Below are 15390 nucleotides of genomic sequence, written 5' to 3'. Positions count from 1 at the left end.
CCATAGAATCTATTATATTACAATTACTGACATGCAATTATGTTACTAATTGAATTTGTAATACCAAGCCCAGCCTTATACCAAATATATCAGCAGCTGTAAGTTCTAGAAACTTGTAGATTCTCAGATTATCAAGTCCTACTTCCAACTAATGGTTGATTGGTATAACGACTGCTTCTTCTATCTCGACCTCATTGGCTAATTCGATCATTTGGTAAATCTCTAAGTCTTTACTGATCGCTTCAAAACTAATCGCTAAAGCAAACGGTAATTCTTGGGTGGTATCTTTATCCCAACCCTTATGGCCTACGATCGCAAAACTGAGTTCTGTCGGAAGTTGATTCGATTTGATCACTGTCCAATCCTTTTGAGTAGCGCTATCCTGCCTTTTAAATTCGGCGATCTGACCATAATTTGGTGAAGTTGAAACGGCCCACCGAATAGATCGTTTATCTATAGCTTGATCTTCTAATTCGTTTTCGGGATCATCCAAGTCTTTAAGAACTCTGGTAGAAAAACTCTCAAAGTTTTCGTGGAGACGTGACGATTCCCATGAAAGCCACGAACCAAAATATGAGCGTAAACGTCGCCTGGTCCGGCGAGGTGTCGCCGTATAAGTAAGAGTGATCTCAATTAATATATCATGGTCTGCACCAGCTCGGTTCAATGCATCAGGAATTGCAACCGAATATAGATTCGCTTGCTGTGCTGCAACATTTCCTTCCGCAACGAAAGTAATTCGGTACGGCGTGTTCTCTACCGCTCTCTGTCGATCAGGAATACCGTATCCTAAAGTTTTTAAAGCAGCGAAAGTAGGTTGGTAAAAGACATGTTCCGGAAGTCTGGCGGATTGTATAACAAGCGCTTTGTAAAGCAAAACACTTTCGTTAGGTTGTTTCTTTGCCAATTGAGCGATAATATGCGCTACTTTCGGTGCAGCAAATGAAGTACCTACATCATACCCTGTTCCACCTGCTCCTGTTTTAACGACTGTTGCCGAAACATCGTTATGTTTTGTTATTAAATAACCGTTTTTCTCTCTTAAAAAATCGCCGCCATATTCAACAACATCCGGTTTTATACTTCCCCAAAGTCCGGGTCCGCTTCTTGAAAAAGCAGAGGTATGGTCTCGTTTCCCAAAAGATATGCGGTCAGCATCCTCGAAGGTACCGGTGCATACGGAACCTACGGTCAAGGCCAGCAAGCTTTGGGCTGGGTTGGACAAGCGGGAAGAAGCTTCGGACAAATAATCCGGGTATCCCCTCCCGGCACGTAAATGTTCTGCCACGCCTGGCCGATCTACCCGGCCGGTTTCGCTAGTGATATTACCTGCGGCCAAAATAAATAGCAAGCGTCTGGTATGGATTAAGGCGTCGATAGTTGCTGCCCATGCCGACATGTGTGTAGTACGACAAGGGCCGCGTGAGGCAACGGACATATTAAAAATACGGATACCGTCAAAATCGTCGGCGATCTGCACCATTAATTGCGGCGGATAAATACTCGTTGGCAAGTAATTGCCACTGTCTAATACCCTTGCATTAACCAAAAAACAGGGCGGACGGTAGTTTCCTCCCGGAAGAAGATCATTCCCAAAAAGGATTGCGCCAGCTACTTTTGTTCCATGACCACCATTGGAGACGCCATCAGCGGTTGTATTTTCATACGGAACATAATTTTTTGAATAGTCGGACAAGATTGCCGGTTCGAGCAAACGATGTTGCTCTTGCATTCCGCTGTCAATGACACATATCGTAGGTGAGTTAGGTTCAGGTGCTAATACTTCTATATCTTCAGGCAGATCTGGCGTATCCATACCATCTTCATTATCGACCAGATCATGCCCGGTAATTTCAAACACATATGCATAACCACGAATCAGGTCTTTCAGTGCTTTCCCCGACATCCGGGCGCTAAAACCGAAACTATCCTTCAGATCTATAAAACCACTTAACAATTCTCCTTGATAAACATTCACAATGAAATTGGTCAGATAGGATTGCCTGGCATCTGCAATCTCATCTCGTTCCATTTCAGCGACTGATATATTGCGGCGCCATCTGGTCAACCGTTCTTCATAATGATCCGTCGTTTCTGCTTCCCGCTGCTTGCGATGTTCGGGCTTATTAATTTGCGAACGGTATTTTTCATTGTGTTTTGCCTTTGACAGGGCATAAGCCGCGTCGGTTTCAGCTTCCCAACGAATCGGGCGGTCAGGATATTTCAGGTAGCAAGCCACAGAGATATCGACAGTAAACGTATCATCATCCGCTATTCCTGCCTGGTAGTGTTCTTTGAGATCTTCTGATAAAATATAATCGGCTCGCCATTCCTGACCATCTATGATCTCCCAAAGCTTGGCTGCCTGATTTTTGGATATACCCTGCTGATTTAAATAGCTTTGGATCTTATCATTGAGTGAGCGGAAATTATCCGTATTGGCACCAATGATGAATCCGTCCTCTTCCTCGGAAACAATTTCAATCCCGAAACCTTTTAAGGCTTCGATATCAAAATCTTTAGGATCGACCCTTAAAAACACCGGCACAGTATGGTCATCAAATGCAGGTGGCAGTCCCTGTTCTTCACGTTCTCTCAGGAAATCAATATAATCCTGAGAGACCTTAGTCACTGCTGTGGCCAGTTTGGTGCCGTGACCTGCACGGTTAGCCAGGTTAGCTTCGGTTTGCGGCTCAATCTTTTTTTCAATCCGCCTGCCTGCGAATTGGTAACGGCCATCTAGTTTTTGTTTGAGATTTAGGTGTGGAAATTCAGACATTATTTATTGTACAGTTGATTCTCTGCAAGGGATTGATCAAAATACTTTGATTTGATAATGCCATCTCCCTGAATAACAGAAAACTTTGCTGCGTCGGTCGCGATTTTAACGACCAGTGCTGATGAAAAACCCTGCAGCTTTTCTGCGATGCGGTCCCAATTAACATCTTTGTCTGTTTTAATGGATGAGAGTGTGGACCTTAATATTCTTTGTATTTCAGTGGCACCAGGCTTTGGAAGCTCGATAATATCATCGAATCTTCGAAAGATAGCCTTATCTATCGTGCCTTCAAGATTGGTTGTCGCAATGATCAATCCAGGTCCATTAAAATCTTCTAAAACGTTCAACAGGATATTGACTACCCGATGCATTTCGCCGATATCCTGTTTGCCATCGCGAGATTTGGCAATGAAATCGAATTCGTCCAGTAAAAGAACACATGGGAAAGTTTTGATTGCGTCAAAAAGCTTAGATAAATTACTAGCAGACTCTCCCAAATAAGAGGAAACTACCGCCTCAAATTTAACTTTTAGAAATGGCAGGCCTATATTCCAAGCAATACGCTCCGCACTCATGCTCTTACCGCAGCCGGGATATCCATGCAACAGTATGCGTCTCCGGGGACTTAATCCGAAATGAGCCAAACGTTCACGGGCCAGAAATTCCTTTTCAATCCGTTCAATCTTTTCTTCAACCGACGCTGATAGGATCATCTCATGCCTTAATTCATCCCTACCGACCTGAATCGCCAAAGGAATATTGCTGCGTTTATCGGTCGGTATCAATATGGAGTTACCAAAAATATTTCTGAGTTCCCCTTTGAAGGATTGGTTGGTCTTGATGTTTTTGGTAAGGATACCCTTCAACCTGTCGGCTAATTTTCCATGTCCTTTTTGTCTTTCTGCATCGATAATGGATTCCGCGACCAAAACGATATCGTCGGTATGTTCACCATCAATAGAGCGAAAAAGGCGTACTAGCAGGTCTTGGTTCATGGCAGCAAGGAAATTCTAAAATACAAATATATCACAATAATCACAATGCCCGGACATAATATCTTTGTTTTACTTATCGGTCATGCATCGATACGTTAGCTTGATCTTTAGCTTTTTGTTATTATATGCGCAGCCGCTGCCGATTGACTGTTCTACAAAAAGAATTCTTTTGCCAAAATATTTACTGAAAGTAAAACTCACTAATACTTTTGCATCCAGAAGGTACTTCTTTGCAAATTATCAAGCAGTTATGGATTTTCAGTAGCGGATAAATATCAAAAATTTTGATCCTTTTATTATATTATCTATGAAACTAACTTGTTTTGTCTTGTAGAAAACTTGTTGTCCTACTAATTATTTGTAAAGTGAAATGATAGAATTAATACCCAAATGGTACCGCTAAACGATCTCTAAAATTTTTTGTAGCCTTGGTCAGCTATTCGCTGCTTTATGGGGTCGAACAAGCGGCGGCGGTGACGCGCCCATTGCAGCCATTGTTCGAATGCGGCATTGCGGGGAGCTTCTTGGCGAAGCGCGTCTAAATATTTATCTAATATTTGCAGCTGGTTCCACCTTTGAGCCTCTTGTAAAAGTGATTCAAATACTGCAGACTCTTCGGCGTTTTCTTTAATGCGTTGAGCCTCGGCCTGTCGCTCCTTTGCTTCGATTTGTTCCCTTGCCGTTCTCTTCGCCCAACTTTTTTCAAGATCGCGGGCAGAAATTTCCATGTGATCGAGAATTTCTTTGATGTAATTTTCCAACGGCACTTTGCCGTCTTTCCATTCCCGGTCAAGCCAACCTTTCATCTTAAATGCAAGCTACCCAGTAGCGGTGTGTATTTGGCTACCGTACTTTTCTTCAGCCGGTTCTACTGTGGTGGTTTCGCGTATACTTACATGCTGTGTCACTTCGCGCAAATAAATAGTAGTTTCTTTATCTTGATTAACTATGCGGTAGCCCCTCTTTCGCCAGGCTTTAATCAATATGTCCATGATTCTCAATGCCCGGTCAAAATTATCTTTAGAAGCACGGATTGCTAATTGTCCATGCCCGGCACGGAGCATATGAGGCATACGATAAAAATGGTAATCTTCAGTAACTTCACTTTTAGCAGCAGCGACTAATGAATCGGGGCTGGACAATTTTAGTGGGAGTTGAAACGACGCTGGTGTTTCATCAGGAAAATGTAGTGAATTTACAGCGTTAGCAACAGCTAAAGGGAAATTAAAGCCTGCACGTGGCGATAACGTTTTACGGTCGCTAGTTTTTTAGTGGGCTTAAAACCACCCCACGGCAGCGGGATATCATGATCCAGGCAAACCTGACGAAGAACAGGCATCGATACTTGACATTCCGCAGCTGCGAAACTAAGTGGCTTTGACCAAAGCAAGTCATGTAACTCTTCACGGCTTATATTCAATTGTACTGGCATCAGGTGAAATTATAAAATATAGGATGATTTTATTAAGATGATTAATCCGAAAATAAAACAGCGTTTATATTAGTTTTTAATTAAGTTATTGAGAGAGCGTTTCTATGGTGTGGTTATAACCGAGATTCAACAGCGAACCACAGGCCGTGACACCAGCCGGTATTTATCCGTCAGAAATAACAGTGGTGATCGCCTCACTGTTTACACTATAATGGGCGATGTAATTCATTATATAATAAAACGTGATTCTACCATTATTTTTAGTACTGGCGAAACAAATCTCCCAAAAATTGTTATGTGTATACAGTCACTATCAATTAGCGAATCGCTTAAGACCCTTCAACCACTTACCCGGCTCATTTTGACGTAGGCTTAATGCCTTTCTTAAACACCTTCTTAAAAATTTAATGATGACAACAATCAAAAATGTACATCCTCTAAGTCCCGAGGAACTTTACCATATTTTAAAAAATGATTTTACAGATGAGATCAATTCCAAACTTAGTTCGAGTTTAAGCGTAGAGTTCGCACACGTTTACGACGTAATTAATGTTTCTTTTCCCGAAATCATTGAGGGTACGGTATTTACAATTATCGTTAATGAAAATGAAATTGAGTTATCAAATAACGGCGATAATAGTGAATACAACACGGATTTACTTGAACAGCACCTTATCGCTTTTCTAAACGAGAAGTCCAGTTAGGATTTTTAAGTTTTGGTTTAGCCAAATCGCACTAAATTATGATTTGTGTTTTTTAAATTTTATTAATAGACCGATATGAACGATAATAAAGAAGATAACAGTGTCCTTACACATATAAGGCAGCTGACTGAAAAGGAAGAAATGCTGTATGCCAAAACTGATTTATCTGATCAGGATATAAAGGATATCCACGCAGTTAAGTCTGAACTTGACCAGTATTGGGATTTGCTCCGTCAGCGGCGGGCTTTCCGTGAGGCAGGAGACGACCCAAATAGGGCGCATAAGCGTTCAAGCGATACAATAGAGCATTACAAAGAATAAGTAGGGCTTTATTGTAATGATTCCGGTTTGTGGTAGTTTATCGTTTAACTTATTAGTCCGAAAAGCTATTTTTTTTAAGAATTATTCCGATACTATGCTTAATCAAGATCAGAAAATGAAAAAACTCATCAAATTAAATGATGAGTTAGAGAACTATTTTAGAAACACGATCATTCCACAATTATTTGTCGATAGGAACCTGGTATTACGAAAGTTTACACCTCCGGCGATGAAGCAATTTTCTTTAAAAATAGAGGATGTTGGTAAGAATATAGATGACATCAAAGATAATTTTCGTTTTCCAACCATCGTAGAAAACATAGAGCAGGTCATTAATTGCAACGAAATCCTTGAAAAGGAAATTCAAACAACGGATTTAAGGTGGTATCAGATGAATATCATACCCTATGTTGTTATAAAAACTAAAAAAACAAATGGAGTAATCATCACATTCGTGGAAATAACAGCACGGATAAAGGATTTGGTTAATCAGGAAATGCTAATTGCCGACCACGAAACGTTGTTGGATACGATATCACATGATATTAAGGGCCCACTAACCAGCTTATTATTAACCATTAATCAACTTAAAAAAGTTTCTACCGACAAGTCAAAAGCATTCCTAATGTTTTTTGGGATTTTGGAAAGCTCGATTAAAAAGATGCAAGTCATCATAACAGAACTGACCGATGCAGGAAAGCTAAAGGATAAATATAAAGCAGAAGAAGAACTTTTAGATTTTGAAAATATCCTTGAAGATGTAAGGCTAACGCTGGCTGGAACAATTATGGAATCCGGCGCAATAATAAAAACTGATATTAAGATATCCCAGCTATTATATTCAAGAAGAAAATTGCGAAGTATAGTTTACAACCTTGTCAATAACGCCATCAAATTTCATACTCCTGATCAGCTTCCCGAAATATCGATAAAAACGAAGAAGGAAAAAAACTATGTGGTTATTACAGTAAAGGATAACGGCATAGGCATAGCGGAGAGCAAACACAAAGAAGTATTTTCAAAATATACCAGAGTTGAAAATACAGTGGAAGGTTCCTGGATCGGTTTGTATTTAGTCAATGAGATAGTGACTAATTCCGGAGGGAAAATAGTCTTGAAAAGCGAGTTAAGTAAAGGGTCTGAATTCCAGGTGTACTTAAAAGCACAATAACACTGAACAATAGTTTCGAAAATAAAATTTAGGCTGGCTATTAGTAATTAATATTTGCTTTGTAACACCATAAACCTTTTAATGATTATCTGCTTGAAAGTAAAAAAGAACTTGCCAGCATAAGGGTATCTGATTTTAGAGTGATTATGTAAATGGCTTACAGAAGCTAAGCTGATCTTGTAAAACTCCTTCCTTAATACTTCCGTATTGTGACTGATTACCACACCAAAAAATTTAAAATCAATTTTTTTTTATTTCTGACGGTTATTATAATTGCGATTCGATTTGACATACGATAAGGATTTAATTAAAAATTTAACAGTTTTAAATTTGATGCCATGCCATTTTTAGATCATGTATTGCAAAGCCCATCATACGGTTGGCAGGATTCCAAGGGTAAGTTGATTAAGCCTACTACTTCCCAAATATTTCGGGAGTTCTTTTCAAGGTTGAATGTATTTAAAGACCGAAAGAACTGGCTTCCTTTTTTTAGCTGGTTTAAGGTTATTTGCCTCATTCCATTTTTCGTCGTATTCTTGTTCTACTTCTTAAGTTGGTGGACGTTCCTGGCTGCATTTGTCTACAGCATGATCATCATGGGTACACACGGTACTATTTGGCACCATCGGTATTGTACGCATGGCGCGTATAAATTTAGTAATCCATTTTGGCGCGTTGTTACGCAAAATCTAACGCTAAGTGTGATACCAGAAGAAATATATGTGATCTCGCACCATGTTCACCATGCAAAATCTGACAAGCCGGGCGATCCCTATAATGCACAAGCGGGATTTCTATATTGCTTTTTAGCTGATGTGAATCATCAGCCTATAGCTAAAAACTTAAGTGAAGCAGATTACAACCGCGTGAGGCTGCTCATGCAGCATACAGGCGTATTGGGCAATAGCTTTGCCCAATATCAAAAATGGGGCTCTTATGTAAAGCCAATTGCTGCAATAACTTCATGGATATTGAACTGGTCATTCTGGTATTTAGCTTTCTATTTGATGGGCGGCCATGCGCTGGCTTGCAGCCTTTTCGGCGCAGCGGGTTTCTGGGCAGTTGGTGTGCGTACTTTCAATTATGAGGGTCATGCCAAAGGGCAGGACAACCAGCGGGAGGGCATTGATTTTAGTCAAAAAGACAAATCTATTAATCAGTTATGGCCTGGCTTAGTTGCCGGCGAATGGCATAATAATCATCATTTATACCCTAAAAGTGCGCGTAGTGGTTTTAGGCCGTACCAATTCGACCTGGCCTGGTACTATATCAAAATGATGAATGCATTAGGTGCTGTTAGCAGTTACAAAGATTACAAAAAGCAATTTTATAAGCACTATCATAACCCGTATCTGGAAAGCAGAAATTTAGGGATTAAAAAAATAGATGGGAACAAAATAGCATACCTTAGCGAAAATCAAGATACCAAAGTACAATCACACAATGTGAGAGCTCAAAACTATCAGACATGAAAATAGACAACCTTATTGAAAAGGACTACTACAAAATTTCTGTTTTGAAGAGTATGCCTGATATTTTGGACAGCGTTGTCAAACGTGGGTTTGTAGCAGTGGAAGATGCTAATCTTATCGTTACCGGTATCATTACCTTAAAAGATTTCTGTTTAAATCAAAACGGTACTATTGCTGATTGCGATATACTTAAGCCACATGCAGCGATAGGACAGACACTTTTTGATACTTATGACCTAATGAAATTTAGTGCGAGTGATTATCTCCCGGTATTTCATTTAGGGGTTTTTATCGGTGTTATATCGGTCAGGAGTATTACCGATAGGCTTATTGTTTTAAACAACGAAGCAAAGCAAAACTACCAAAAGGTTATCCATGATATTCGCAACCCCATAGCTAACATACAGGGACTTATTGTTCTTTTAGGTGAACCGATAGATGAAGAGGAAAAGAACAATTTGTTAAGATTAACCAACCAATCAGCAGATCATGCAATGGATATCTTAGAAGACTTGTTGTTTGTTGAACTTGATGAAAACAAACCTTTAAACCTGGAGCCAACAGAAATGAATGATTTTTTCAAGGAGTGCATACACGCCCAGAACGGCTTGTGCCTGCTTAAAGATATTCAGGTAAAATCTGAAATTTGTAATACTCCTTTTGTTCGTTTAATCGATCAGAAGCAAATTAAGCGGGCGGTCCATAATGTAATGTCGAATGCTATTAAATTCTCCCTTCCTGGATCGATCATCAAAGTTTCTACGAAAGTGGAAAACGAACATATTATATTAAAAATAGTAGATGCGGGGATAGGCATACCTGAAAATATGCAATCCAAGATATTTAATAAATTCACCAGTGCTCAAAGAATAGGCACCAACGGAGAACCGTCTACCGGTTTAGGCCTTAGCTTCACCAAAGAATGTATTGAACGTCATGAGGGAAGAATTGAGTTTAAAAGTACTGTTGGTGAGGGATCTAAATTTTACATCACCTTGTAAAAGTATATTCAGACGTTAAATTAGCAATAGCAGAAGAAAATAATTCTGATTCTTTGTTAAATCATTTTGCCGAAGAGTTCCGAATGAAGATACCGCGACTAAAGTTGGTTCTTACACCGCTAAATTACGAAACCAATGTCTTGTCGCATTTCAAATCACTATTAGTTTGACACACTGGTTCAATTAATTGTTTACCTCACCGTCAATACCCTACCGGAATGCCTTTACAAAAACGTTCTTTAAAACACCAACAAAAGTCTTCCAGCCGTCTGTTTTTAGATCCTTGATATTCCCCTGAATAAGCACTTTGGTAGCGATCTTTTTCGTTGTCGGATTTTCTACCACCGAAAGCTGAAAGTAAACCTAACCTCTCTTTTTCCCTCATGTGCCCGGGTCACTTTTTCATTAAAGATTAAATCCCAATTAAGAAAACCTGTCTCTTCAGTATAAAACCCCTCATTTTCGAGTACCAACTCCGGCTGTCTTTTGATCATCCCTTTAGCGGACTTTAATATCAAGACAATCGGAACTAAGGCGATAATAGCAGCCACAATTTTTAAACTATATTTTATTGCTCATTTGGTACATATGATGATGACCATTAATATAAAGATCAGATTTTATGTATGAAGGTAATCAAAAAGCTCACTGGGATGATGTTTATTCCAATAAAACTTCAGACCAGGTAAGCTGGACGCAGGCAGTTCCTCAGACATCCTTGGATTTCATTCGCCAGTTTGCCTTATCCAAAAATGCCAGCATTATCGACATTGGCGGGGGCGATAGCAAACTGGTAGATTTTCTTTTACAGGAGGGCTTTGAGAACATTACCGGTTTGGATGTTTCGGCAGCGGCGATTGATAAGGCGAAAGCCAGGCTTGGCGAAAAAAGCAATCTGGTTAAATGGGTGGTCTCTCACATAACCGAATTTAAAACAAACGATCATTTTGACCTTTGGCATGATCGGGCAACTTTTCATTTCCTGACCAGCAAAAGCCAGATCGCTGCTTACCTGCAAATTGCGGGCAGGTCAATCAATAACTATAGGGTGGTTGGCACATTTTCTGAAAACGGGCCGGACAAATGCAGCGGATTACCCATTAAACAATACACCGAAGGACAATTACAAAGCCAGTTGAAAAAAGGTTTTAAAAAGATCAGGTGTATCAATGAAGATCATATCACCCCTTTTAAAACCAAACAAAACTTTCTGTTCTGCAGCTTTAAAAAGCATAGCATCAATTAAAACACTAAATCACCTTTATCAGTGCATCGTCATCCGGCACTTTTAACCAACCGATAGGTGCTAAACTGTGCCCAAGGCTTTGTAGTGTTGCTTCAAAAGCCGCTGCCCCATCCTCGGCAACGGCTACCAGCAGGCCGCCACTTGTTTGCGGGTCGGCCAGGATATATTGCTGTTCTTCGGTCAGAGCGCCTATCTTGCTTCCGTAACTGTTCCAGTTACGCACCGTACCACCAGGAAAGCATTTTTGTTCGAGATAACCTGCTAAAGACGGTATCACCGGCACTTTATCAAATTCGATCACTGCTGACAAGCCGCTGCCTTCGCACATTTCAGAAAGGTGCCCCAACAAACCAAAGCCGGTTACATCTGTCATGGCCTTTACATCATCCATCTGGCCGAATACTTCACCAAGTTTGTTTAATGTGGTCATGCTCTTTAACGCGATAGCTGCATCTTCCGGCAACAATACGCCTCGTTTTTGAGCCGTTGACAAAATGCCAACCCCTAAAGCTTTGGTAAGATATAATTTGCAACCGGGGGTTGCAGTGGAGTTTTGTTTCAATTGCGGGATATTGACCATACCGTTTACCGACAGGCCGAAAACAGGCTCGGGGCAATCAATGCTATGGCCACCTGCTAAGGTGATACCCGCTTCGGCGCAGACGGCACGGGAACCTTCCAAAACTTTTTGGGCTACTTCAGGTGGAAGTTTATCAATCGGCCAGCCTAAAATAGCAATGGCTAAAACCGGTTTACCACCCATCGCATAAACATCGCTGATGGCATTAGCAGAAGCGATGCGCCCGAAATCATATGCATCATCAACAATCGGCATAAAAAAGTCGGTAGTAGAGATCAAAGCGGTGCCGTTACCCAGGTCTAGCACTGCAGCGTCGTCTCTTTTATCATTACCAACCAATAAATTTGGATCGGTAACGAAGGCGATATTACTATGCAGTATTTTGTCTAAAATGGCAGGGCTGATCTTACAGCCACAACCTGCACCGTGAGAATATTGCGTGAGTTTTATTGATGTCGTATCCATTATTTAGCTGGAGCGTTGATTATAAAATTTAAAATATGGTTCGCTTGCGTGGCAACGTCTGTATCTTCAAGGTCAAGAGATGCGACTTTCGAAGCGTCTCGTTTGCTTAAACCGGTGCGGTAAGTTTTATCATAATACACTAACACTATCTTCACAAAATCTTTCATGCGGCCTTCCATGATCGCTTCGATTGCAAATTTAGTTTGCTCCGGGCCAAGCCTTTTGCGGATACGTTCGGTAGATTCCATGAGAAAATCTTTATCTAAAGACCCGTATTCAGCAGCCAATGCATTAACACGTCGCTGTACGTCCACCTTGATATCAATTATCGCTGCATCCCGCATCTGGTGCCAGAACGGGTTGGGTATGGAACGTTTACCAATGGTCAGGCTTTCATCTTCCACCCATAACTTTTTCTTTTTATCAACCTCTTTTAACCGGCCGGCCAGGTTGTTTTCAAACTGCTCCTGCGTAGGCTGTATCATTTTATTCATACTGCCATAAGACGAACCCTGGTGCTGTGCAAGGTCTTCCAGGTCAACTACCTGCTCCCCTGTAAAGCTCAGTTGTTTCAATAGTTTTGTTTTACCTGAACCGGTCATGCCTCCAAGAATTTGAAGCTGATAAGCCTGCTCAAACTGCTGATGTACCCAGTTACGGTATTTTTTGTAGCCGCCCTGTATCAGAAAAACTTCAAAGCCGTACAAATCGAGCGCCCATGCCATCGCGCCGCTGCGCATACCGCCGCGCCAGCAATGTACCCCTATCTTTTTATCGGGTGCAATAATCAAAGCTTCCTTGATAAACCCCGACCATTTTGAACCCGTTAGATCAAAACCCAACAGAATCGCTTCCTCCCGGCCAACCTGCTTATAGGTAGTACCCACTTTTACCCTTTCTTCGTTGCTAAACAAAGGTAGATTAGATGCACCAGGAATGTGTCCATGCTCAAACTCGGCTGGTGTGCGTACATCAATCAGCGGAACAGGAATATCCATTATTAGAAAATCGCTTATCGCTATTGGTTTGATCATATGGGCAAATATACAGTAGTAATTAAACTACTTAGTAGCGAGGCATGTAGATAATTATGCAAGTACCGATAAGTGCGATGCCAGCGCCGATCCTGCTATGGTGTTAAATGAACGTACGATATGCCTGCAAATTATTTATGACCATTTTGATAAACAAGCAAGCGAAGGCCATTGAAAACCACTAACAACGTAGAACCCTCGTGGCCTATCACCGCCGGGCCGATACCTGTTATGCCTAAAATAGTTACAGGGATCAGTATAGCCACCATCCCCAGGCTTACAAACAGGTTTTGTTTGATGATTCTGCGGGACTGCCGGCTTAAACCGATAGCAAACGGAAGATTATCTAACCTGTCGGCCATTAACGCGATATCCGCGGTTTCCAGTGCCACATCAGAACCTGCGGCACCCATAGCGATACCGACCGTGCTTTTTGCCATGGCGGGCGCATCATTTACACCGTCGCCGATCATGGCTACTTTCTTCTCCTTTTTGATCAGGTCCTGAACGGCCTTTACCTTTTGTTCCGGCAGTAAACCGCCCATTGCATCGGTAATGCCGATCTGTTTGGCTACGGCTTCGGCTACCTGCTGGTTATCGCCGGTCAGCATGATCATGCGCTTTATGCCCAGATCTTTTAATTCCGTTAACGTCTTTTTGGCCTCCTTGCGGGGAACATCCATTAAGGCGATCAAACCGATGATTTCACCTTCCTGTTCCACGAGCATCGTGGTGTTGCCTTCCTTTTCGAGCTTTTCTACCTGCGTATGCACTTCATCAGCCAATTTTTTGAACAGGCTGCGGTTGCCGATAACGATTTTTTTATTGCCTACTGTGGCTTTAACGCCATGGCCGGTAACGGACTGCAGGTTTTTGGCCGATGGAATATCTTTTTGCTTCAATCTATCCAGGCCGCCCTTTACTATGGCGGCTGCCAAGGGATGGTCACTCAATTTCTCAACGGAAATGGCGATCTCTAAAACCTCATCTTCCGATAATTTAGCTAATGCCACAACACCCGTTAACTGGGGCTTGCCTTCCGTAAGTGTTCCTGTTTTATCGAATGCGATGGCAGTGATGCTCCCCAGTTCTTCCAACGGGCCGCCGCCCTTGATCAATACGCCGCTTCTTGCCGCTCTGGCAATCGCGCTTAAAACAGCACTTGGCGTTGATATGGCCAGTGCACAAGGACCTGCAGCGACCAGAACCGCCATTGCCCGGTAGAAACTTTTGCTGAATGGCTCGTCAATGACCAGGAATGCCAGCAATAACAGGCCTACCAATACCAACACGGCCGGCACGTAATACTTTTGCAGCTTATCGGTAAATAATTGTGTTGGGGATTTCTGCGCTTCGGTATCGTTCACCAGTTTAACCAGTCGCGATAAAGTTGAATCAGCTGCCAGCTTGGTTACTTTTATCTCCAGGACCTGGCTGCCATTGATCGTTCCGGCAAATACCTTATTTTCTGGTTTCAACGCCTTATCGTCGTAGTCTTTATTCGGGTCGGCTACCGGTGATTTGTCTACCGGTACGCTTTCGCCGGTGATCGGTGCCTGGTTTACGCTGCTTTCACCTTTTACAACCGCGCCATCAGCAGATATTTTACTGTTAGGTTTAACGATAATGGTATCGCCTAATGCTAATTCTTCAATCGGCACTTCAGTTTCTTCACCATCCCGGCGTACGATCGCGGTTTTAGGCGCAAGGTCTGCCAAAGCCGCTATGGACTTAGTAGCTTTACCCATTGCATAATGTTCGAGGGAGTGACCCAAGCTGAACAGGAATAAAAGCAGTGCACCTTCTGCCCATTGACCCAGGCAGGCAGCGCCTACCGCTGCGACCAGCATTAAAAAGTCGATCTCGAATTTACCGGTGCTGATGGCCTCGTAGGCTTCTTTGGTCGTGTAAAATCCACCAAAGAAATAGGCAATACCATACAAGATCGTGGTCGTTATTGCAGGCAAGGTATGTATGAAGGATAAACTAAAGCCCAGGGCAAGGAATAAACCTGATAATGCAGCAAAGATCAGTTCTGTATTCTTACCGAACATGCCGCCATGCTCGTGATCGTGAACAGTATCGTTCTCCTCATGCTCATGTTTTTTCTCTTTATCTTTTGCAGCTGATATATCAACGCCCGGTTGTTTTTGTGCCGTTACGGCTTTATGTTGAGTTTGCTTTTTCATA

General features: G+C 41.8%; 14 protein-coding genes and 1 pseudogene. 6 read left to right on the top strand and 9 right to left on the bottom strand.

Features of this window, described 5'->3' with window-relative positions; all coding sequences use genetic code 11:
- Positions 1–148 precede the first annotated feature (148 nt).
- The 5 genes from A0256_14315 to A0256_14295 all read right to left on the bottom strand — a co-directional run bounded on the left by A0256_14315 (position 149) and on the right by A0256_14295 (position 5206).
- The gene (locus A0256_14315) at positions 149–2779 is read right to left on the bottom strand and encodes a hypothetical protein (protein ID AMR32514.1); all 2631 of its coding nucleotides are present in this window, start codon (positions 2777–2779) and stop codon (positions 149–151) included.
- Entirely contained in the window at positions 2779–3774 is a 996-nt protein-coding gene (locus A0256_14310; GenBank protein AMR32513.1) for an AAA family ATPase, read from the bottom strand. Before A0256_14310 ends, A0256_14315 begins: the two co-directional genes overlap by 1 nt.
- A 410-nt stretch (positions 3775–4184) precedes the next feature.
- Complete coding sequence (locus A0256_14305) at positions 4185–4580, bottom strand: hypothetical protein (GenBank protein ID AMR32512.1); 396 nt, start codon at positions 4578–4580, stop codon at positions 4185–4187.
- 12 nt (positions 4581–4592) lie between these two features.
- Positions 4593–4838, bottom strand: coding sequence for a hypothetical protein (locus tag A0256_14300; GenBank protein ID AMR32511.1), 246 nt, complete (start codon positions 4836–4838; stop codon positions 4593–4595).
- 149 nt (positions 4839–4987) lie between these two features.
- Positions 4988–5206: a hypothetical protein gene (locus A0256_14295; protein AMR32510.1), complete on the bottom strand. Its 219-nt coding sequence runs from the start codon at positions 5204–5206 to the stop codon at positions 4988–4990.
- Positions 5207–5616: 410 nt separating this feature from the next.
- On the opposite strand from A0256_14295, the gene A0256_14290 reads away from it, so the two are divergent.
- The 5 genes and pseudogenes from A0256_14290 (at position 5617) to A0256_14270 (ending at position 9875) form a co-directional block, all read left to right on the top strand.
- Entirely contained in the window at positions 5617–5910 is a 294-nt protein-coding gene (locus A0256_14290) for a hypothetical protein (protein AMR32509.1), read from the top strand.
- A 75-nt stretch (positions 5911–5985) separates the two neighbouring features.
- Positions 5986–6231, top strand: a complete 246-nt coding sequence (locus A0256_14285) for a hypothetical protein (protein ID AMR32508.1) — start codon at positions 5986–5988, stop codon at positions 6229–6231.
- Between the two features lie 94 nt (positions 6232–6325).
- The gene (locus tag A0256_14280; GenBank protein AMR34554.1) at positions 6326–7402 is read left to right on the top strand and encodes a histidine kinase; all 1077 of its coding nucleotides are present in this window, start codon (positions 6326–6328) and stop codon (positions 7400–7402) included.
- A 338-nt stretch (positions 7403–7740) separates the two neighbouring features.
- Positions 7741–8757: pseudogene (locus A0256_14275) on the top strand (fatty acid desaturase).
- A gap of 113 nt (positions 8758–8870) precedes the next feature.
- Entirely contained in the window at positions 8871–9875 is a 1005-nt protein-coding gene (locus A0256_14270; protein ID AMR32507.1) for a hypothetical protein, read from the top strand.
- A 338-nt stretch (positions 9876–10213) separates the two neighbouring features.
- Here A0256_14270 and A0256_14265 read toward each other — a convergent pair whose 3' ends face one another.
- A complete protein-coding gene (locus A0256_14265) occupies positions 10214–10426 on the bottom strand; it encodes a hypothetical protein (protein AMR32506.1) in 213 nt (70 codons plus the stop codon).
- A gap of 71 nt (positions 10427–10497) precedes the next feature.
- Here A0256_14265 and A0256_14260 point away from each other — a divergent pair, with 71 nt between their 5' ends.
- Positions 10498–11121 carry an SAM-dependent methyltransferase gene (locus A0256_14260; protein AMR32505.1) on the top strand — a complete coding sequence of 208 codons (624 nt, stop codon included), beginning with the start codon at positions 10498–10500 and terminating at the stop codon, positions 11119–11121.
- A gap of 4 nt (positions 11122–11125) precedes the next feature.
- On the opposite strand, the gene A0256_14255 is transcribed toward A0256_14260, so the two are convergent.
- The 3 genes from A0256_14255 to A0256_14245 form a co-directional block, all read right to left on the bottom strand.
- Entirely contained in the window at positions 11126–12166 is a 1041-nt protein-coding gene (locus A0256_14255) for a selenide, water dikinase (protein AMR32504.1), read from the bottom strand.
- Positions 12166–13200, bottom strand: coding sequence for a tRNA 2-selenouridine synthase (locus A0256_14250; GenBank protein ID AMR32503.1), 1035 nt, complete (start codon positions 13198–13200; stop codon positions 12166–12168). The genes A0256_14255 and A0256_14250 overlap by 1 nt, the downstream gene beginning before the upstream one ends.
- Before the next feature lie 131 nt (positions 13201–13331).
- Positions 13332–15389, bottom strand: coding sequence for an ATPase (locus A0256_14245; GenBank protein ID AMR32502.1), 2058 nt, complete (start codon positions 15387–15389; stop codon positions 13332–13334).
- Between the last annotated feature and the right edge of the window lies 1 nt (position 15390).

The organism is Mucilaginibacter sp. PAMC 26640, assembly GCA_001596135.1.
Lineage (GTDB): Bacteria > Bacteroidota > Bacteroidia > Sphingobacteriales > Sphingobacteriaceae > Mucilaginibacter.
Note: the sequence above shows the minus strand (reverse complement) of the source record. Positions and strands in the feature narration are given on the sequence as shown.